General features: G+C 56.4%; 19 protein-coding genes. 9 read left to right on the top strand and 10 right to left on the bottom strand.

Annotation, left to right across the window (positions count from 1 at the left end; genetic code table 11):
* The first annotated feature begins 173 nt into the window (after positions 1-173).
* Both LZP73_RS17640 and LZP73_RS17645 read left to right on the top strand, forming a co-directional pair.
* Positions 174-617, top strand: coding sequence for a hypothetical protein (locus LZP73_RS17640; protein ID WP_234236269.1), 444 nt, complete (start codon positions 174-176; stop codon positions 615-617).
* A 122-nt stretch (positions 618-739) separates the two neighbouring features.
* Positions 740-1,273, top strand: a complete 534-nt coding sequence (locus LZP73_RS17645) for a hypothetical protein (protein ID WP_234236270.1) — start codon at positions 740-742, stop codon at positions 1,271-1,273.
* Between the two features lie 3 nt (positions 1,274-1,276).
* Here the strand turns inward: LZP73_RS17645 and LZP73_RS17650 are convergent, their stop codons facing one another.
* The 3 genes from LZP73_RS17650 to LZP73_RS17660 form a co-directional block, all read right to left on the bottom strand.
* Positions 1,277-3,715, bottom strand: coding sequence for a serine/threonine-protein kinase (locus tag LZP73_RS17650; protein ID WP_234236271.1), 2,439 nt, complete (start codon positions 3,713-3,715; stop codon positions 1,277-1,279).
* Entirely contained in the window at positions 3,709-4,710 is a 1,002-nt protein-coding gene (locus LZP73_RS17655) for an FHA domain-containing protein (RefSeq protein WP_234236272.1), read from the bottom strand. Before LZP73_RS17655 ends, LZP73_RS17650 begins: the two co-directional genes overlap by 7 nt.
* Positions 4,711-5,069: 359 nt before the next feature.
* Entirely contained in the window at positions 5,070-5,933 is an 864-nt protein-coding gene (locus LZP73_RS17660) for a YicC/YloC family endoribonuclease (RefSeq protein WP_234236273.1), read from the bottom strand.
* 179 nt (positions 5,934-6,112) lie between these two features.
* On the opposite strand from LZP73_RS17660, the gene rph reads away from it, so the two are divergent.
* Both rph and pyrE read left to right on the top strand, forming a co-directional pair.
* Positions 6,113-6,826, top strand: coding sequence for a ribonuclease PH (rph, locus tag LZP73_RS17665; RefSeq protein ID WP_169565086.1), 714 nt, complete (start codon positions 6,113-6,115; stop codon positions 6,824-6,826).
* Positions 6,827-6,931: 105 nt separating this feature from the next.
* The gene (gene pyrE, locus LZP73_RS17670; protein WP_169565087.1) at positions 6,932-7,573 is read left to right on the top strand and encodes an orotate phosphoribosyltransferase; all 642 of its coding nucleotides are present in this window, start codon (positions 6,932-6,934) and stop codon (positions 7,571-7,573) included.
* Positions 7,574-7,680: 107 nt separating this feature from the next.
* On the opposite strand, the gene folE is transcribed toward pyrE, so the two are convergent.
* From folE to coaBC, 5 genes are all read right to left on the bottom strand, one after another.
* Positions 7,681-8,340: a GTP cyclohydrolase I FolE gene (gene folE, locus LZP73_RS17675; protein ID WP_234236274.1), complete on the bottom strand. Its 660-nt coding sequence runs from the start codon at positions 8,338-8,340 to the stop codon at positions 7,681-7,683.
* Between the two features lie 237 nt (positions 8,341-8,577).
* Positions 8,578-10,542 (bottom strand): alpha/beta hydrolase family protein, encoded by a 1,965-nt coding sequence (locus LZP73_RS17680; protein WP_234236275.1) that lies wholly within the window; start codon positions 10,540-10,542, stop codon positions 8,578-8,580.
* A gap of 148 nt (positions 10,543-10,690) precedes the next feature.
* Entirely contained in the window at positions 10,691-11,284 is a 594-nt protein-coding gene (slmA, locus tag LZP73_RS17685) for a nucleoid occlusion factor SlmA (protein ID WP_169565089.1), read from the bottom strand.
* A gap of 66 nt (positions 11,285-11,350) precedes the next feature.
* Positions 11,351-11,809 carry a dUTP diphosphatase gene (dut, locus tag LZP73_RS17690; protein WP_169565090.1) on the bottom strand — a complete coding sequence of 153 codons (459 nt, stop codon included), beginning with the start codon at positions 11,807-11,809 and terminating at the stop codon, positions 11,351-11,353.
* Positions 11,806-13,002, bottom strand: coding sequence for a bifunctional phosphopantothenoylcysteine decarboxylase/phosphopantothenate--cysteine ligase CoaBC (gene coaBC, locus LZP73_RS17695; RefSeq protein WP_442800760.1), 1,197 nt, complete (start codon positions 13,000-13,002; stop codon positions 11,806-11,808). The genes dut and coaBC overlap by 4 nt, the downstream gene beginning before the upstream one ends.
* Positions 13,003-13,142: 140 nt before the next feature.
* On the opposite strand from coaBC, the gene radC reads away from it, so the two are divergent.
* The 4 genes from radC to argA all read left to right on the top strand — a co-directional run bounded on the left by radC (position 13,143) and on the right by argA (position 15,967).
* Positions 13,143-13,820: a RadC family protein gene (gene radC, locus LZP73_RS17700; RefSeq protein ID WP_169565091.1), complete on the top strand. Its 678-nt coding sequence runs from the start codon at positions 13,143-13,145 to the stop codon at positions 13,818-13,820.
* A 120-nt stretch (positions 13,821-13,940) separates the two neighbouring features.
* Complete coding sequence (rpmB, locus tag LZP73_RS17705; protein WP_169565092.1) at positions 13,941-14,177, top strand: 50S ribosomal protein L28; 237 nt, start codon at positions 13,941-13,943, stop codon at positions 14,175-14,177.
* Between the two features lie 6 nt (positions 14,178-14,183).
* A complete protein-coding gene (rpmG, locus tag LZP73_RS17710; protein WP_007651290.1) occupies positions 14,184-14,357 on the top strand; it encodes a 50S ribosomal protein L33 in 174 nt (57 codons plus the stop codon).
* 287 nt (positions 14,358-14,644) lie between these two features.
* On the top strand, positions 14,645-15,967 hold the full coding sequence (gene argA, locus LZP73_RS17715) for an amino-acid N-acetyltransferase (protein ID WP_234236276.1): 1,323 nt from the start codon (positions 14,645-14,647) through the stop codon (positions 15,965-15,967).
* A gap of 82 nt (positions 15,968-16,049) precedes the next feature.
* Here the strand turns inward: argA and rarD are convergent, their stop codons facing one another.
* On the bottom strand, positions 16,050-16,949 hold the full coding sequence (rarD, locus tag LZP73_RS17720; RefSeq protein ID WP_234236277.1) for an EamA family transporter RarD: 900 nt from the start codon (positions 16,947-16,949) through the stop codon (positions 16,050-16,052).
* A 188-nt stretch (positions 16,950-17,137) separates the two neighbouring features.
* Positions 17,138-17,602 (bottom strand): thioesterase family protein, encoded by a 465-nt coding sequence (locus LZP73_RS17725; protein ID WP_234236278.1) that lies wholly within the window; start codon positions 17,600-17,602, stop codon positions 17,138-17,140.
* A 166-nt stretch (positions 17,603-17,768) separates the two neighbouring features.
* On the opposite strand from LZP73_RS17725, the gene recQ reads away from it, so the two are divergent.
* The gene (recQ, locus tag LZP73_RS17730; protein ID WP_234236279.1) at positions 17,769-19,592 is read left to right on the top strand and encodes a DNA helicase RecQ; all 1,824 of its coding nucleotides are present in this window, start codon (positions 17,769-17,771) and stop codon (positions 19,590-19,592) included.
* Positions 19,593-19,614: the final 22 nt, after the last annotated feature.

The raw sequence follows: 19,614 nt of genomic DNA on the forward strand, positions 1-19,614 counted from the left end.
GCTGAATGTTCGGGCAGCCGCAGCCAGATCTTGCTTGTCGGCGCCACTGTGGCGCGCTCGTGTAATGGCGTGTAATTCGCTTTGGCCGTTAAATTCCTTACTCTTACAGACTGGATGGCGGAGCTGCCTTGGCCGGCTCACGCCTTGATGCGGATGAGGGTGGGCAAGGGCTTATGCAACAGACACTACAGCTCCAGGAGGCCGAGTTAAGGCACTGCGCCAGGATAGAGTTGAACAATGATTCCCCCTTTCCCCTGTTCAGGCGACCGGGTGGCAGCCATTATGAGGCACAATTTCCCGCCGTGCTGCCCGCGAACAGCAGCACCAGCATACTGCTGGAGGCGCAGGTGGGCGCCCGGGTCTTCATGGGCTGGGCGCGCTATCAGGCCAGGGACAATCCCGGGATACGCTTGGTCTTGACGTTGACCAAGTCGCTGTTGCCCCAGCAGTCCATGCTCAAGATCCAGCATTCGGCCCGGCTGAGACACGAGATGCAGGTGAGCTACTGCAGTGCCCGCAGATTTGAGGCCAGGCTCAGCCTCAGCGAAGACAGCCTGCGGCCCGATGCCGGCAAGCCGAAGAGCGTTTCCCTGGTTCCTGGGTGTAATGCCGTGTAATCCTTTTTTAAGTCATTAACAGATAGAATAAAATTCTGATTACTGCTAGCGTGGATAGTGAGTTGAACACGACTCATACAGCTGAGTATCGCGCTGCATCCTTTTGTCACTTGGAGAAATTTATGTCCGAAAATACCATAATAGTACCGGCTTTTAATGCGAACACCTCGACTGTCGAGGGCGGCATAGCGATCGTCTGCCTCAAGGTGACGCCACATAAGACGGCCGACTGGCAGACGCAAATATTAAGGAATAACGAGTTCCAACCCCTGGACGGTGAACTGGAGGTGATATTCGCAGCGGACAATGTGCAATTCCCGACGCTGAATTTGTTGGCCGAGATGCAGACATTCAAGCTGCTTGTACTGCTCGACGCTTCGACGCAAGAGCCTGGCATATGGCAGTTCTATGATAAGGGGGTATATTTTGAAAACAATACCGCCAACAACCCGGACTTTGCGGTAACCACGGCACTCAATGATGACAGCACTTGCCTGACTATCACTGTCAGCCAGGTGAAGGAAAGCAGCAACGAGCTGCCGCTGGCGTTCCGCTACCTGGCCAGCTTCCTGCCTGAGAACAGCCTTGGCGGCGGTCAATTGGGACTCTATTACTCACAAGATCCCAGCATCAAAATTCAACGTCCGCAGGGCTAGGACTCAATAACGCTGCAGCAGTGCCGCGAATTCCTCGCGTTGCTGCAGCGGCGTGAACCAGGGCAGAGTAAACCACTCTTTGGCCAACCCAGAGGCCAGTGCCTGTTCCATCTGTACCAGGGCCGAGTCCAGATTGCCGGTTTTGCTGCCGATCAACGCGGCAACATAGGCGACGTTGGTGTCGGCCGGCGCCAGTTTTTGCGCTTCATTCAAGGCACGCATGGCCGCCACTGTGCTGCCCAGATGCAGCGAGGCCTGGGCGCGTTCGAGCCATTCGCCCACGCTCACCGGCGTCTGTGGTGACAGGTGCAACACCGCCTGATAATGTTGCTCTGCCTGGGCCTGGTTGCCGCTGACCAGCTCGGCGTCGGCCAGATTGAGCCGATAGGTGGCGACGTCGGGGCTGAGTGCCACAGAGCGGCGCATGGAGGCGAGTGCCTCCGACTGTTGGCCGCCGATGAGCTGTGCCAGTCCAAGGTAACTCAGGATTTCCGGGTCTTCACTCTGTGCCAGCACAGCCTCGAAACGCGCTATGGCATCCCTTACCGGTCCATGGGTCAAATAAATGATCCCCAGATTGACGTTGGCCGACCAGTTTTGCGGTTGAATACCCAGGATCTGCGTCAGCCGCTGTTGCGCCTGGCTGGCCTCGCCGAGTGCGATTTCTGTGATGGCGAGGTTCATCAGGCTGGCGGTGTCGTGGCGCAGCGAATAGGCCAACAGATATTGCTCCCGAGCCTGACGATACTGGCCCTGATACAGGGCCAGGTGTCCCCCCAGGGCGGCGGCATGGGCGGGATCCAGGCCCAATTCGAGCGCTTTCTCCCTGTATTGTTCTGCGTCCCGATAGTCCTGTTTACTCAGTGCCAGCCAGAATCTGTCGACGGCATAAAACACACTGGTCTTGTAGGAGCCCGGGCTCTTGTCCAGCCGCTGCGCCAGCCGCTGCAACAGGGCAGAGTCTTCGGATGAGTGGTACAGCTTGAGCGCATGTTCCCGATAGAGAGAATAGGCCGCGGTAATATAGGGGTTAAGCTCCAACAAGGTATCCAGGCGCGCCAGCAAACCTGCATCCAGGGTGTTGAATGACAACCTGTATATCGCCAGATATTCCTGATATTCGACCGCCGACATAGTCGGTTTGTCGGGCTGCATATCCAGGCCCTGAAACAGCCTTGCCCAATGGCTTTGGGTCGTTTGAAACAGGCTGTAGTTGTCGAGGTTGCTCAGGCTGGGCCAATTGACCTGCCCCAGTACGCTTAATTGCTTCGGCTCCAAGCGGCTGAGTTTTATCTGGCAAGGCTGGACCCGGCAGTCGATCTCGGTATCGACAATATCCGTAGCGCCCGTCAGCTGTGCCAACTGCTTGAGGTTGTCGTGGTTCTGGTTGAGCTCGCTGCGGGAAATCAGCGTCGTGCCGCGGGTGTGGAGCACCGCCTGGCGCAGGGCATCGTCTATGGTCGCTTGCAGCAACAGCTGTTGCTCTTGCGCCGTTGGCTGATCGAATCTGGGTTCCAGCACCAGGACATAGCGGTTGGCTTGATGGCTGCGCCAATAATCCAAGCCGGCGTAACCCAGGCCCAGGCAGAGCAGCAACCCCAGCCCCCACAGTGTGAGTGTGCCCTGCAGACGCGATGGTTTGGCGACAGGAATGGCCATGGTCTGCTGGTTGAGTTGTGCCTGGAACTCCAAATCCCGGTAGATGCGGGCCAACACCTCGGCGACCTGCTCGCTGCTGTACCCCCGCCGTCCCGGATTGGCATCGAGCAGCTTATTCAGCAGGCTAATCAATTCCGTCGGGAGTGCGGGTATGATGCCGGCGGCATCCATTGCGCGCGGCTTGTCGGCGTCGCTAAAGGGGTGACGCTTAGCCAGCAGCTCGAAGGCCAGCACGGCAAAAGAAAACAGCTCGCTGCGCTCATCGAGCGCTTTGCCCTGTCGCTGCTCCGGTGACATATAGGGCTGGCTGCCGTAAGAGGGCGGTGCATTCTGTGGTTGTTGTGCCAGGCCGAAGTCGCACAGCTTGGCCTGCAGCCTGTCGCAGATCAGAATATTACTCGGCTTGATATCACAGTGCAGGATGCCGGCCTTGTGGGCCGCGGCCAGCGCAGCGGCAATCTGGCTGAGGATCTGCAGTTTTTGCGGCAGGCTCAATATCTGTTGGCGTTGCAGCGTCAGCAAGTCATGGCCCTTGATGTATTCCATCACCAGCCCAGGGGACTCGCCCTCTATGACTTCGTAGATCTGCACCACATGGGGATGGTTAAGCCGTGCCAGCGCCCTGGCTTCCTGCAGGCTCTGCTGCGGTGCGCCTTTGTCTGTATCCAGCAGTTTCAGGGCGACGTGGCGTGACAACTTCTCGTCATAGGCCAGATAGACGCTGCCCATACCCCCACGGGCCAGGCACTTCTCGATACGATAATGTTGGACCCGGGTTAGCATTCAATATGACTTACTGGGTCATGGGGCAGCAGAGGCGCAACATATTCGTCTATGTCACCTTTTTTCAGGGTGAAATGGGCAACATTGAAACGTATCTTACCCGGCCTGCGTCCTATGAGCGCCGGGTTCTGGCTGTTGCTCAGTCCCAGTTCGCTGGCAAACTGTTTGCGCGCCCGGTAGATGAGAATGTTGAGATGGTTGGCATCAATTTTTAAATCGCGCATCAGTTGACTGCCGTCTCTCCAGCCCTGTTCATCCGCCGCTATCCCCAGGCCAATATCGTGCACTCGATAGCGGGCGAGCAACAGGGTGAGATAATGATGGCTGCGCATGCCCAAATCGAATGTTTGCCCCGCGTTGTGGATCAGGAGCTGGGTGCTCTCCTCGTCGAGGCTCGTCTTGATGGTCACTGTGAGATTGTTGACCGCGTTATGGCGCAATATTCTGGTATCACAGTTCTGTTCATTGACGAACAGCTGCCATTTTTGACCCGAGAGTAAAATATTGTCGTGATCCGGCCAAGGCTTGTGCTCCACCGATTGCCGGTCATATTCTTCTATGGTCCAGACGTCGCGCTCAGTGTCGTAATAGACCAGCAGCTCGGGAGCCTGTTCATTGGGCAATATGTTGAAACGGGCCAGCGGGATCTCTTGTTGCTGTGTGTGCTGCTCCGGATGGGGGATCAGCATATCTATGGGGGGAGACAAGTCCTGCACCTCGAAGCTGGCATCGTCGAGATTGCAGATCCTGATGCGATCGCCAAGGTGCAATAACCTGTGCTTATTCGGCTCCAGACGCTCGCCATTGACCCAGGTGCCGTTGAGGCTGATGTCCCTTATCAGCCATTGTTGATTTTCCCATTCTACCAGGCAGTGTATTTTCGATACTTCCGCACGCGGGACTTCCGTCTGCACCGAAAACAGCAGGCGGCCGAAGCTGTGGCTGGTGCATAAATAGACTCGCGTCCCCGATGAGTTATCAATCAAGTAGGCCACTGATTTTCCTTGTATCTACATTGCAATGATAAGGAGTCCAATATACCTCAGTGGGCATGAATGCAAAACACCTAAGCGCCTGGCAGGGGTCACATTTACCTGTTTTCCATGGCAATAGTGGCCGAGAGCACTGCACTTGCTGCACCTTGGAAGGCCAAACCGGCCCCGGCGGCACCAGTGGCGGATGGCGCGACCTGGCCTCCATGTAGGAGCTGCGGCGTGTCGGAGAGGGGAGGCATGAGTTGTGATGAAACGCCCCAAGTGTCACGATGCCTGTTGCTCCCGAAGTTCGAAGCGCCATAAACGCAAAAGCCCCGCATTGCGGGGCTTTGGTATCTCTCTGTTATCTATATGCGCAACTATTCCACGTTCTGGATCTGTTCGCGCATCTGCTCGATTAAGACTTTCAGCTCCACGGCGGCGGCGGTGATTTCTGTGCTGATGGACTTGGAGGCCAGGGTGTTGGACTCGCGGTTGAACTCCTGCATCATGAAGTCCAGCCGGCGGCCTTCGCTGCCGCCTTTCTTGAGGATGCGCCTCGCTTCTGTGACGTGGGCCTCGAGCCTGTCCATCTCTTCGGCGACATCCTGCTTCTGTGCCAGCAGCACCATTTCCTGCTCTATGCGGGCGGGATCCAGTTCGCCCTTGATCTCGGCGAGGCGGTTGTTGAGTTTCTCGCGTTGATATCCCATCACCTTGGGCATGTGTTCCCGTACCAGGGCGATCTGCTCGGTGACGCCGTCGAGGCGGCTCAGCAGCATGTCTTTGATGGCGGCGCCTTCACGGCCGCGGGCCTCGATGAATTGATCTATGGCGCTGTCGAAGGCTTGCAGCAGATCTGCGCCTATGGCGTCCATGTCTTGTTCCGAGCTGGAGAGTACGCCGGGCCAGCGCAATAGATCCGTGAGGCTGAGCTCGCCTTGACCCGCTTCCTGCTTGAGCCAGTTGGCGGCGCTGAGCAGCTGTTTGGCCAAGTCCTGGTTGAGTTGCAGCTCATTGTTGCTGCTGTCGGCCAGTTCGTAGCGCAGGTTGACTTCGACTTTGCCGCGATTTAAACGTTTGCGCAGACGATCCCGCAGCACAGGTTCGAAGCTGCGAAATTGCTCAGGCAGGCGCAGGTAAGTTTCGAGATAGCGCTGATTGACAGAGCGAATTTCCCAGGAGGCTGTGCCCCATTGGGCTTTGTGCTCGATACGAGCGTAGGCTGTCATGCTTTGGATCATGGGTTATCCCGTTGGTTTAAATCGGCAGATTGAATGGCGATTATAGTGATCTTATCCCCGGGGTTAAAGTGAACTGGCCTCAGTTTGCATAGAATGGCGCGATAACATGGCATCCGGGAGCCCAAGCCCTTATAATATGCAGCCAAAATCGGTAATGACTCTGAAAACAGGAATCTCGCATGCGTCCAAGCAACAGAACGCCAGCTCAAACTCGTCCTATCACCATCACGCGTCAGTTCACCGCTCACGCAGAAGGTTCTGTGCTGGTCGAATTCGGTGAGACCAAGGTACTCTGTACCGCCAGCTTTACCGAAGGCGTGCCGCGCTTCCTCAAGGGCCAGGGCCAGGGCTGGGTGACGGCAGAATACGGCATGCTGCCGCGTTCGACCCACAGCCGCATGGACAGGGAAGCCGCCCGTGGCAAGCAATCGGGCCGCACCCAGGAGATCCAACGTCTGATCGGCCGTGCCCTGCGCGCCGCCGTGGACATGAAGTCTCTGGGCGAGAACACCATAGTGATCGACTGTGACGTGATCCAGGCCGATGGCGGTACCCGCACCGCGGCGATCACAGGGGCCTGTGTGGCCCTGGTCGATGCATTGAACTGGGCCCGTGCCAAGGGCATACTCAAGACCAATCCGCTCAAGTTCCTGATCGCCGCCGTCAGCGTCGGCATCTTCAAGGGCGAAGCCATCAGCGATCTCGAGTATCTGGAAGACAGCGCCGCCGAAACGGACATGAACGTGGTGATGACGGAAACCGGCAAGATCATCGAGATCCAGGGCACAGCCGAAGGCGAGCCTTTCAGCCATGAAGAATTGCTCGAACTGCTGGCGCTGGCCAAGAACAGCATTCGTGAGATAGTCGATGTACAGAAGTCGGCATTGAATTAAGTTTGTATGAAGGACCCGCAAGGGTCCTTTTTTTGGATTAGCCAAGAGCAACGGCATAGATAATGAGAGCTGGGTTAGCGCCGGCTGTAATAACGAGGAGAGATTGTGAAAGCCTATCAGCGTGAGTTTATTGAATTTGCCTTAGAACGTCAGGTACTGAGATTTGGTGAGTTTACCCTTAAGTCGGGCCGTACCAGTCCTTATTTTTTCAATGCCGGCCTGTTCAATACCGGCCGGGATCTGGCGCGCCTGGGGCGTTTCTATGCCGCCGCATTGGTGGATTCGGGCATAGAGTATGATTTGCTGTTCGGCCCTGCCTACAAGGGGATCCCCATAGCCACTACTACTGCTGTGGCGCTGGCGGAACATCATGATCTCGACATGCCTTATTGCTTCAATCGCAAAGAGAAGAAAGATCACGGCGAAGGCGGCAGCCTGGTCGGCAGCGAGCTGACGGGCAAGGTGATGCTGGTGGACGATGTGATCACCGCGGGTACCGCCATACGCGAGTCCATGGATATCATAGCGGCCCATGAAGCTCAGCTGGCCGGGGTGTTGATCGCGCTCGACCGTCAGGAGAAGGGCAAGGGGGAGCTGTCGGCGATTCAGGAAGTGGAGCGTGATTTTGGCTGCAAGATAGTGTCCATCATCAAGCTGGCGGATCTGATCGATTATCTGTCTGAAAAGTCAGGGATGGAAACCGAGCTGGCAGCCGTGAGCCGCTACCGTGACCAATACGGCATCTGATGCCTGTGTAGGTGTAGCTTGAGCGACTCGGCCACAACAAAAAGCCAGACCTTGGGTCTGGCTTTTTGTTTATTGCGCGCCTGACGGCGAGCTAGGCACCGGCGGGACTACTGATGCAGGAATTCGGCGCGGGTAGCAGGATTGCTCTTGAAGATGCCGCCAAGCGCCGTGGTGGTGGTGGTGCTGGTGGAGTCCATCACGCCGCGGGATTTCACGCAGTAGTGCACAGCATCTATCTTGACCGCCACATCTTTGCTTTCCAGCAGCGCCTGTAGGGCCACCAGGATCTGTTGGGTCATGCGTTCCTGTACCTGGGGCCGTTGGGCGAAGAAGCGCACTATGCGGTTGATCTTCGACAGGCCAATGATCTTCTTGTGCGGCAGATAGGCGACTGTGGCCACCCCGTCTATGGTCACCAAGTGGTGCTCACAGGTGCTGGTGAGGCTGATGTCCTGCACCTTGACCATTTCATCGAAGCCCATCTTGTTGTCTATGACGGTGATCTTGGGGAAATTGGCATAATCCAGGCCGGAGAAGATCTCATCGACATACATCTTGGCGATGCGGCGCGGGGTATCGGCGAGGCTGTCATCACTGAGATCCAATGACATCAGGGTCAGGACTTCTTTCATATGATGCTCGATGCGCTCTTTGCGCTCGTCGGCACTCAGGCCGCAGGGGATCATGGGGGTTTCCAGGCCGCGCTCGCTCAGTGCCGTGCGTACCGTCAATGCTGCTTCGGATAATACCGCTTCTTTCGATGTCATGGGTTCCTCCACTACCACAGGCAGTGGTTGTCACTGTGTGCCTCTCTCCATGGCCCTGGCTATGCAGCGCCCTGGAGACCGGCAATATACTCTGGGATTGCGCCCCTTCGCAGGCGCGGAGGGGGAGAATACCCTGAATTGCTGTAAATTCATACCGTCGGGCGGGCAAAAGACCACAAAAAAGCCGATGGCCAGCAGTGGCTATCGGCTTGTTGCTGGGACTGGCTCTGGGCTATGTCAGAGTTTCAGGTTGGTTTTTAAGAAGCTCAGCATCTCACTGTAGTATTTGGCCCTGTGCTCATCTTTATAGAAACCGTGGCCCTCATCGTCCATCACCAGCTTCTGGTAGGGATAGTTATGGGCCTTGAGGGATTTCTCCAGTGACTCCAGCTGTGCTATGGGGGCCCTGTCATCCTCACCGCCGTGGATCAATAACAATTTTGCCTTGAGTTTATCGACATGATAGACGGGTGACATGGCCTTGAGCGTGTTTGCATCTTCGCCAAGCACCTGCTTCAGGTAGCTGATGCCGGTGCGACGGTCGGAGACATCGCCCTCCTCGAACATCAGCTTGAGATCATAGACACCGGCGAAACCCACGGCGCATTTGAACAAGTCCGGTGCCAATTCGGCGCTCTGCAGTGCGCTGTAGCCACCGAAACTGCCACCGACGATGCAAATGCGGTCTTTATCTACCAGACCCTGCTCTATGACATAGCGGGTGCCGTCTATGATGTCCTGTTGCACCTCTGTGCCCCATTTTTGGTAACCCGCCGCCTGAAATGCTTCGCCATAACCGCCTGAGCCCCGAAAGTTGACCTGCAGCACCGCCATGCCCTGGCTGGCCAGCAGTTGGCTCTGTGGATCGAAGCCCCAGGCGTCGCGCACATAGTGTGGACCGCCGTGGGGGTTGACTACCAGCGGCAGCTGCTTGGCCTCTATGCCGTGGGGCAGGGTGAGGTAACCGTGGATGAGCTTGCCATCGCGGCTGTGAAATTCGACAGGCTTGACTTCGGCCATCAGCTCGGGATCCAGCCATTGCTTGGCCGAGGCGAAATATTCCAGTTTTAGCTTGCGGCTGTCGAACAGGTAATAGTTACCCGGATCTCTGTCGTTGAAGGCAAACACGATAAATTTATCCGAGTCGCGGGTCTCGCTGACAATCTGCACCTGATGTCCGGGCAAGGCGCCCAGCAGTTGCTTCAACAGCTTGGCATGGCTGTCTTCACTGTCGATGAAGGCGTAAGTGGGGTAGCCATTTTCAAATTCGACCGCGTAGAGTTGTTTGGTTTGGCCATTGATCCAGAAGTGGCTCGGATCGACGCTGGCATCCTGGATCAGCTGCTGCTTCTCGCCATTCTCCAGATTGATCTTATAGACGGCCTGAGGCTGGCCGGCAGTGCTGCCGGCGGCATAGATGCTGTTCTTGTCTTCGGCAAAGGAAATGGGGGTGAAGTCATCCAGCTCGAGCCGGAGTTTGTCTGTGTTGAGCCAGTCACCATCTTTGCGATAGAAGACCTGGGTCTCGTTGTTTTTATCTTCACCTGTGACGAAACGCAGCTGCCCCTCATGATCTGTCATGAAGCGTGCCTGGCCTATGGGGGAGCCTGCGATGCGTTTGCGGGTGCCTTTATAGATATCGACCCGATAAACGTCCTGGTGCAGTTCGAAGTCCAGTGTATGAGAGTTGTTCCAGGGAACGGCATTGACCAGCATGTAACGCTCGTCATTGGGCAGAGGATCCAGAATAAAAGCCGAAGCCTGTATTGGGGTGTTCTTTTTGAGGTGGGAGCCTGTTTGCTGCTCGCCACTGTTGTATCCGAACAGGTAAGTGGACTTGGAACCGTCGGCGTTGACCGCCATCAACTCTCCATAATAAAGGGGATGATCCTGCCACCCCTTGAGATATTCTTTTTGCAGCACGATACGTTCGTCGTTGGCCCAGGCATAATTGCCCACCTGGGCATTGTCGGCAAAAAACACTGCATGGATGATTTTCTTCGATTTGGCGTCTAAGATCAGCAGCTTGTTTTTACCATCGTGTTTGGTTATTGCACTGATATAGTCGCCTGCGGGGGAGATTTTTACATCCCCAAATGCCGCGCCCTTGCTGAAGAGTTGTGCCTGGGTCAGAGGTTGGCTGGCGCTTGCATTACTGGCGCCAACCAGCAATGTCAAAGCCAGGAGCCGGAAGAGTTTCATAAACGTCCTTGTGCACTAAGTGTAAATTGTTTGTTGAAAATATGGAGTGGCGCACCTTAAAACAAAAGCACTGGCAAAACAAGGTTTGCCAGTGCTTTTGGGGCGGCGCTAGCGCCGTGTTTTTTATTCTTGGGAAGAGGCTAACGCATCAGCTCTGCAGCAATTGTTGCTGGATGAAGTTCCACTGCTGCTCGAAGTGCTGGGTAGGCTTCTGTTTGAACTCGCTGCGGACGAATTGGGCTATGCGGCCTTCGGCAACCGCCAGCAGCAGGTTGGCCAGTATGGCTTCGTCCAGGTTGAAGCCTTTGCCTTCACGCAGGGTCTTTTCCCGCAGGATTTGCTTCAGGTGGGTCTCTATCTTGGCGAACAGACTGCCGATGCGGCTGCGCAGGCGTTCGTTTTCACCCAAGAGGGCATCGCCGTTGAGTACCCTGGAGATCCCAGGGTTGCGCTCGGCGAACACCAGCAAGAGCTGCAGTGCCTGCTGGCAACGCTTCATTGTGTCTTTCTCTTCGTCCATGATGAGGTTGATGCGCGACAACAAGGATTCTTCGATAAACTCGATCAAGCCTTCGAACATCCTGGCCTTGCTGGGGAAGTGGCGATACAGTGCCGCCTCGGACACCCCGACTTCGGCGGCCAGTTTTGCCGTGGTGATCCTTTGTCCCGGGTTGGTTTCCAACATCTGTGCCAGACACTGGAGAATATGTTCACGGCGATTTATTTTTGGGGTTACAGCCATTGCAGTTTCCTTCGCTCAATTCTTAGCTCAACTCTTAGATCAATCCTTGGATCAATCATCGACAGATTAGTTGGTGCCCGAGTGGCCAAATCCGCCTTCACCACGATCTGAGCTGTCAAACTCGTCGACCAGTTTGAATTGTGCCTGCACTACGGGAACGAAGACCAGCTGTGCCAGTCTGTCGCCTATCTCCAGGGTGAAGGGCTGCTGACTGCGATTCCAGCAGGACACCATTAGCGGCCCCTGATAGTCCGAGTCTATGAGGCCGACCAGATTGCCGAGCACTATGCCGTGTTTATGACCCAGGCCGGAGCGTGGCAGGATCACCGCCGCCAGGCTGGGATCGGCCACATGGACGGCGATGCCTGTGGGGATCAGCACGGTTTCGCCCGGGGCCAGGGTCAGGTCTGTGTCGAGCATGGCCCGCAGATCCATGCCGGCGCTGCCTGGGGTGGCATAGGCAGGCAGGGGAAACTCAGAGCCTATGCGCGAATCGAGGATTTTCAGTTCTATTGGTGTCTTCATTTATGGGTTATTTTTTTCATTATCAATGAGAGCAATTGTCCGGCAAGGCTGAGCTTATCGGTCGCGGGTAAATCCTGGCTGCCATCCTGCCAAAAGACCCGCAGGGCATTGGCATCGGCATTGAAGCCAAGACCGGCAACCGAGACATCGTTGGCGGCTATCATATCCAGCTTCTTGTTGTTGAGTTTGCCCCTGGCGTAGGCCTCGACATCGTGCGTCTCGGCGGCAAAACCCACGGTAAAGGGTCTGGGGCTATGGCTGGCAACCGTGGCTAAGATATCAGGATTGCGTACCAGTGCAAGCTGCATCTGCTCGCTTGACTTCTTGATCTTACCGGCGGCGACTTCGGCGACGCGATAGTCGGCGACCGCGGCGCAACCGATAAAAATACCATGCTGATCAACATTATCCATCACGGCCTGCAGCATCTCCTGCGCCGACTCTACATCTATGCGGTGCACGCCGGACGGGGTTGGCAGGGTGACGGGACCGGCAACCAGGGTGACCTTGGCGCCCATGTCGGCCGCGGCCTTGGCCAGGGCGAAGCCCATCTTGCCCGAGCTGTGGTTGGAGATGTAACGCACGGGATCTATGGCCTCGCGGGTGGGCCCGGCGGTGATCAATATCGTCTGGCCGGCAAAACTCTTGGGGGCAAAGAACTGCTCCGTCAACCGGGCGATGGCCAAAGGCTCCAGCATGCGTCCGGGACCGACTTCGCCACAGGCCTGGCTGCCGCTGTCCGGGCCCCAGAGAGTGAGTCCACGCTGCGCCAGCTGGGCGAGGTTTGCCTGGGTGGCGGCGTTGCGGTACATCTGCTGGTTCATCGCCGGGCAAAGCACCACAGGGGCTTGGGTAGCCAAGCAGGTGGTGGTGAGTATGTCATCTGCCATGCCGGCATTGATACGGGCAAGCAGGTTGGCCGTGGCAGGAGCTATCAACAGCATATCGGCCCAACGCGCCAATTCTATATGTCCCATGGCGGCCTCGGCGGCCGGATCCAGCAGGCTGGTGGCCACGGGATGACCTGACAGGGCCTGCAGCGTCAGCGGGGTAATAAACTCCAGCGCGCTCTGGCTCATGATCACCCGCACCTGGGCGCCACGTTCCTTGAGGCGCCGCACCAGATCGGCACTCTTATAGGCGGCGATGCCGCCACCTATGCCCAGGAGTATTTTTTTATTGGTCAGGCTCACAGACTCAATCCGACTGAGAAATCATTGCGCCAACGATATCACAAAGGGTTTCGCTGTTGTGAGGCCAAGGGGGAAAAATTATGTTCCATACTGTTTAGGGAACGGCCGTTAAATCAGCAGGCTTGGACAGGGAGTGGCGGATGGGAATTAAAGACTGGCCCGAGGGTGAGGGCCCCAGGGATAGGCTGCTGCAACTTGGGGCCAACTTGCTCTCGGACGCCGAATTGCTGGCGGTGTTGTTGCGCAGTGGCATCCCCGGCGTGGATGCCGTCGAGCTTGCCCGCGGCATGATCAATGAGTTTGGCGGTCTGAGGGGCCTGTTGGCGGCATCCAGGCAGCAGTTGTGTCGACTTCCCGGGGTTGGCCCTGTAAAATACGCCCAGCTTCAGGCCGCTGCCGAGTTGGCACGGCGTGTGGCGCACGAAAATCTGCAAAGAGGCCAGGTTTTGACAAATCCCGATTTAACTCGGGACTATTTAATGCGACAATTGGCCGATCGCAGCTATGAAGTGTTCGCCATCTTGCTGCTCGATAGCCAGCACAGAGTGATACAGTTTGTAGAGCTATTTCGCGGCACCATAGATTCGGCATCGGTTTACCCTCGCGAAGTGGTTAGCCTGGTGCTGGAGAAAAAAGCTGCGGCAGTTATAGTGTGCCATAATCACCCGTCTGGCATCGCCGAGCCCAGCCAGGCTGACAGACGCATAACTGAACGCTTAAAAAATGCCTTGGCAACCATAGATGTATCTTTGCTAGACCATATGGTTGTCGGCGACACTGAGATAGTATCCTTTGCGGAGCGAGGGTGGATTAATTAATCTATTGCTTGATCTTCCCTAGGGGATCGTGTATAAAATGCGCCCTCTTTGTGCCTCGGGCGACGGCCATACGAGGTACATTAATGCTCGAGCGTTAAATTGTTTTTGGAGAAGATTGACATGTCAAGAGTATGCCAAGTTACTGGCAAGAAGCCGATGGTTGGTAACAACCGTTCGCATGCAAAAAACGCGACCCGTCGTCGTTTTTTGCCTAACCTGCAAAACCACCGTTTTTGGTTAGAAGAAGAAAAGCGTTTCGTACAGTTACGTATATCTACTAAAGGTATCCGTCTGATCGACAAAAAAGGTATCGAAGCAGTTGTTGCTGAACTTCGTGCCCGTGGCGAGAAGGTATAATAGATCATGGCTAAAGCTAAAGGTAATCGCGAGAAGATCAAATTAGTTTCAAGCGCTAAGACTGGTCACTTCTACACTACTGAGAAAAACAAGCGTAACATGCCTGAGAAAATGGAGATCAAGAAATTTGATCCCGTTATCCGTCAGCACGTTATCTACAAAGAAGCTAAAATCAAGTAATTACTCGATTTCACTTCTTGCGAAAAGCCCCTTCTTGGGGCTTTTTTTTTTGCCTGGCGAAATCCGACCCCGGCTGCCGGCGGGAATGCGCCTGAAAGTACTATTATTTCTTCTACACTTATATTTGTGTAACACAAAACGGCGATACTGACTGGTTATGATGAAATATGGCTCCATGGTGAGATTAAATTCTTTTATTGTGAATTAAAATGCAATAGCATAGCCGAAATTGTCAATGTGGACAGGGCGGGTGCCCGTCCCGGGTCGAATAGAGGTGAAAATAACGCGTGCGTACCACTGAATTAGTCGATGGTTTTCGTCATTCCGCTCCCTATGTGAATGCTCACAGGGGCAAAACCTTCGTGGTGATGCTCGGCGGAGAAGCCCTGGCCCAGAATCAATTTCGCGCCATCATCAATGATGTCGCCCTGCTGCATAGCCTGGGGATCAAGGTCGTGCTGGTGTACGGCGCCAGGCCGCAGATAGATGCGGCGCTCGGCAGCAACAATATTGCACCTGCCTACCACAATGGCGTGCGGATCACCGACGAAGACACCCTGAGAGTGATCAAACAGGTGGCCGGGGCCTTGCAGTTCGACATTACCGCCCGCCTGTCCATGAGCCTGAGCAATACCCCAATGCAGGGGGCGCAGATCAACCTGGTCAGCGGGAACTTTGTGATCGCCCAGCCGCTGGGGATAGATGATGGGGTGGATTTCCAACTCAGCGGCAAGGTGCGCCGCATAGATGTCGAGGGCCTGCGGCATCAGCTGGATAAGGATTGCATAGTGTTGATGGGGCCGATTGCGGCCTCGGTCACAGGCGAGAGTTTCAACCTGACGGCCGAAGAAGTTGCGACCCAGGTGGCCATCAAGCTCAAGGCCGACAAGATGATAGGTTTCAGTGCCCAGAGCGGGATCCTCGATAGCAATGGTGAGGTCATCGCCGAGCTGATGCCGACCGACGCACAACAGATCCTCGATCGGCTGGAGGCGGAGCAACAACCTTGCATAGGCACTACGGCCTTCCTCAAGGCCAGCATAGACGCCTGTCGTAACGGGGTGCCCAGATGCCATCTGGTCAGCTATCTCGAAGACGGTGCCCTGTTGCAGGAGCTATTCTCCCGTGAGGGCATAGGTACCCAGATAGTGACAGAGAGCGCCGAGCGACTGCGCCGGGCAACCATAGCGGATATCGGCGGGGTATTGAATCTGATCCGGCCGCTGGAAGAGCAGGGCATATTGGTACGGCGTTCCCGCGAGCAGCTGGAAATAGAGATAGAGCAGTTCATGTTGATCGAGCGCGATGGGCTGGTCATTGGCTGCGCCGCCCTCTACCCCTTCGAGGAAGACAATGCCGGCGAATTCGCCTGTCTGGTGGTACACCCTGACTACCGGGATGCGGATAGAGGCAGCCTGTTGCTGAAGAACATCATCAATCAGGCGAGAGTCAGGGGCTATGATCGGCTGTTTGCCCTCACCACCCGCAGCATTCACTGGTTTTTGGAGCATGGCTTCAACATAGTCGAAGTGGATGCCTTGCCGCAGAAGAAGAAGCAGCTGTATAACTATCAGCGGCGCTCCAAAATTCTCGCCCTAGATCTGCAGTAAGCGCCCAATAAAAATGCCAGCTCAGCTGGCATTTTTGGTTTCATCGCCCGTTTATCGGCCGCCAGGTCAGCGGCTGGCCGAGCTAGTCGGACACCAGCCTGGTTTGCTTGCGCCTGATGAGCATGTCGGCACTGAACAGCAGCAAGGCGCTCCAGATGAAGCCGAAGGTGATGCTCTTCTCGACATCGAAAGGCTCGTTGAACACGGCTATGGCCATGATGAACATGATGCTGGGGCCTATGTATTGCAGGAAACCCAACAGGGTCAGGGGGATTCTGACGGCGGCACCGGCGAAGCATAACAAGGGAATGGTGGTCACTATGCCGGCGGCCATCAACATCAGGTTCATCTGCCAGGGGTTGGTGAACATGTTGGCGCTGGCGCTGTCCAGGGTCAGCAGCAGATAGCTCAGTGCCACGGGCAGCAGGATCGCGGTTTCGACCAGCAGCCCGGTCTTGGCATCGACATTGACCTTCTTGCGCAATAGGCCGTAGAAGCCGAAGGAGCCCGCCAATGCCAGTGAGACCAAGGGGATGGAGCCGAAAGAGAGCAACTGGATCATCACCCCCACGCAGGCGAGCGCCACCGCAACCCATTGCAGCTTGCGCAGCCTCTCACCCAAGAACAGCATGCCTAACAACACGTTGAGCAGGGGATTGATGAAGTAACCCAGGCTGGCATCCAGCATGTGGTCGTTATTCACCGCCCAGATAAACAGCAGCCAGTTGCCGGCGATCAGCACTGAGGTCAGCAGCAACACCGCCAGTTGTTTCGGCTGGCGCAGCAGCAATCTCAGGCGGGAGAAGCCGCCGATGCCGGCCATCAGCAACAACATGAAGGCGAACGACCAGATGATGCGGTGCAGCAGTATTTCGGTGGCGGCCACCTGTTGCAGCAGTTTGAAGTACAGAGGCGCAAAGCCCCAGAGGCAATAGGCGCAAATCGCCAGGAAGATCCCTTTGCGGTGTTCGAGATTGGGCATGTGAGCAGTTCGGAGTCGATTGGAGTGGCGATTGTAGGCCCTCGAACTGCCTGGCTCAAGCCTTGGGGCTATTTCTTTTAACGCTCCCTGTCCCGTTAGTCTGCCATGGCCGGCAAGCCTGGCTGCCACCGAGCCGTGACGGCTTGGAGGCGTCCCTGGCATTATCCCCTATGGGGAGATAGCAAGCGCTAGCCGACCATGTAGGTGCCCGTGCCGAAGGCGATGTGAGTGCCTTGCTCGTTATGCAGCTCCATGCGGCAGACAGAGACCCTGTTGCCGGCGCGGATCACGCTGCCCGTGCCGGTGAAGACATCGCCGCGGCCAGGGCGCAGATAATCGACCCGCATGTCTATGGTGCCCAGGGTCTTGAGCCTTTGCTGCAAGGCCTCCAGGGACCAATCGTCACGGCTGGCCACCAGGCCGGCGAAGGCGGTCAGGCCGCCGACCACGTCCAGTATGGTGGCTGTCACGCCGCCGTGGAGGATCTGCTGGTGTATGTTGCCTATCAGCTCTGGCTTCATCCTGATAGTCACTTCGACGCCGTCGAGATCATAACGCTTGATGTCCAATCCCAGCAGGTTATGGAAGGGCACCCGGGCGTCGAAAATCTGGGCGACCCTTTGGAGTGTTTCTGTTTGAATAGCTGTAGCCATGTGTGTCCCTGTGCCTATGCAAGCCGAATGATTCTTTTTAGAGCAATTAATCTACCGCCATTCAGGCGAGAAATGCAAACCCAAGGAGACACGAAGGCGATTGAGGCAAGACAGGGCCGGCGAGCTGGATTAGAATAGTGCGCCTCACTTTTGACATCCGAGCCCCATGGACCCATCTGCATTGGAAGTATCACAAGATCCGCTGTCACAGCGCCTGGCACAAGTATTTGGCTACCGCGCCTTCAGGGATGGCCAGCGGGAAGTGATAGAGAGGGTGTGCGCCGGCGAGGATTGTCTGGTGATCATGCCGACCGGTGGCGGCAAGAGCATGTGCTACCAGCTGCCGGCACTGCTGATGGAGGGCCTGACCCTGGTGGTTTCTCCCTTGATCTCCTTGATGAAAGATCAGGTCGACAGCCTGTTGCAGACAGGCGTCGCCGCTGCCTATCTCAACTCGTCCCAGCCGAGGGAGCAGAGTCTGGAGGTGCTGAGGCAGTTGAGGTTCGGTGAGCTTAAGCTGCTGTATGTGTCGCCCGAACGCCTGTTGCGGCCCGACTTCATAGAGCGGCTGCAGTCCCTGCCATTGGCCATGTTCGCCATCGACGAGGCGCATTGCATCAGTCAGTGGGGCCATGACTTCAGGCCGGAATACGCCGCCCTGGGGCAGTTGAAACAGTATTTTCCCCATGTGCCTATGATGGCCTTGACGGCCACGGCAGATCAGGCGACCCGCGCCAGTATCTGTGAGCGCCTGGGGATCACCCCCTACAGCCTGCTGGCCAGTTTCGACAGACCCAACATACGTTATACGGTCGCCGAGAAACTCAACGCCGCCAATCAACTCAGGCAGTTCATCACGGCGCAGAAGGGCAACAGCGGCATCATATACTGCAGCAGCCGGCGCCGGGTCGATGAGGTGGCCGAGCGCTTGCGCCAACAAGGGTTCAATGCCGGGGCTTATCATGCGGGCATGACCCAGGAAGAGCGCGCGACCGTCCAGGACGGCTTCCTCAAGGACAGACTCGACATAGTGGTGGCCACCGTCGCCTTCGGTATGGGCATCAACAAGTCCAACGTGCGCTATGTGGTGCACTATGACATTCCCAAGAGCGTCGAAGCCTATTACCAGGAGACGGGCCGTGCCGGCCGCGATGGTTTGGACGCCGAGGCCTTCATGTTGTTCGATCCGGCGGATATCGGCAGGGTCCGGCATCTTATCGAGCAGTCCGAACCCGGACCGCAGCAGCAGGTCGAATTCCATAAGCTCAACAGCATGGCGGCGTTCGCCGAGGCACAGACCTGCCGGCGTCAGGTGTTACTGCACTATTTCGATGAGAGTGCCCTCGAGCCTTGCGGTAACTGTGATATCTGCCTGGATCCGCCCAAGCGTTATGATGGCAGCCAGGATGCCCAGAAGGTGCTGTCCTGCATCTATCGCCTGGGACAGCGTTTCGGCATCAACCATGTCATAGAAGTGCTCAGGGGCGCGAAGGCCGCGCCTGTGCTGGACAGGGGACATGACAAGTTGACGACCTGGGGGATAGGCAAGGACAAGAGTCATGAGTATTGGCTCAGTGTCATTCGCCAATTGATCCATTTGGGGCTGGCCAGCCAAGACATCAGCCGCGGCTCGGCGATCCGCTTGAATCCAGCCGCCAGACCCGTGCTCAAGGGCGAACTAGTGTTGATGTTGGCCGAGCCCAGAATTCAACTTATCACGGGCAAACGCAGGCCGAGTCAGGCCAGGGTGCCACAGAATTACGATCGTAAGTTGTTTGCCAGGTTGAAATTATTGCGCCGAAATCTGGCGGAACAGCAAGATGTGCCTCCCTATCTGGTGTTCAACGACGCCACCCTGGCCGAAATGGCGGCCATGGTGCCGACCAGCCCTGGGGAGATGCTGGCGGTCAATGGCGTGGGTGAACGCAAGCTCAGTCGTTTCGGCGGTGAGTTCCTCGACGAAATCAGTGCCTATCTGGCGGGGGAGTGAGGGCGGAAACGGCACTTGTGTC

It is taken from the genome of Shewanella sp. AS16 (genome assembly GCF_021412365.1).
In the GTDB taxonomy this organism is placed as follows: Bacteria; Pseudomonadota; Gammaproteobacteria; order Enterobacterales; family Shewanellaceae; genus Shewanella; species Shewanella salipaludis.

Coding starts and splice junctions, on each gene's coding strand:
- LZP73_RS17640 (WP_234236269.1), top strand. CDS start 174: ATGCAACAGACACTACAGCTCCAGGAGGCCGAGTTAAGGCACTGCGCC.
- LZP73_RS17645 (WP_234236270.1), top strand. CDS start 740: ATGTCCGAAAATACCATAATAGTACCGGCTTTTAATGCGAACACCTCG.
- LZP73_RS17650 (WP_234236271.1), bottom strand. CDS start 3,715: ATGCTAACCCGGGTCCAACATTATCGTATCGAGAAGTGCCTGGCCCGT.
- LZP73_RS17660 (WP_234236273.1), bottom strand. CDS start 5,933: ATGATCCAAAGCATGACAGCCTACGCTCGTATCGAGCACAAAGCCCAA.
- rph (WP_169565086.1), top strand. CDS start 6,113: ATGCGTCCAAGCAACAGAACGCCAGCTCAAACTCGTCCTATCACCATC.
- folE (WP_234236274.1), bottom strand. CDS start 8,340: ATGACATCGAAAGAAGCGGTATTATCCGAAGCAGCATTGACGGTACGC.
- LZP73_RS17680 (WP_234236275.1), bottom strand. CDS start 10,542: ATGAAACTCTTCCGGCTCCTGGCTTTGACATTGCTGGTTGGCGCCAGT.
- slmA (WP_169565089.1), bottom strand. CDS start 11,284: ATGGCTGTAACCCCAAAAATAAATCGCCGTGAACATATTCTCCAGTGT.
- dut (WP_169565090.1), bottom strand. CDS start 11,809: ATGAAGACACCAATAGAACTGAAAATCCTCGATTCGCGCATAGGCTCT.
- radC (WP_169565091.1), top strand. CDS start 13,143: ATGGGAATTAAAGACTGGCCCGAGGGTGAGGGCCCCAGGGATAGGCTG.
- rpmB (WP_169565092.1), top strand. CDS start 13,941: ATGTCAAGAGTATGCCAAGTTACTGGCAAGAAGCCGATGGTTGGTAAC.
- rpmG (WP_007651290.1), top strand. CDS start 14,184: ATGGCTAAAGCTAAAGGTAATCGCGAGAAGATCAAATTAGTTTCAAGC.
- rarD (WP_234236277.1), bottom strand. CDS start 16,949: ATGCCCAATCTCGAACACCGCAAAGGGATCTTCCTGGCGATTTGCGCC.
- LZP73_RS17725 (WP_234236278.1), bottom strand. CDS start 17,602: ATGGCTACAGCTATTCAAACAGAAACACTCCAAAGGGTCGCCCAGATT.
- recQ (WP_234236279.1), top strand. CDS start 17,769: ATGGACCCATCTGCATTGGAAGTATCACAAGATCCGCTGTCACAGCGC.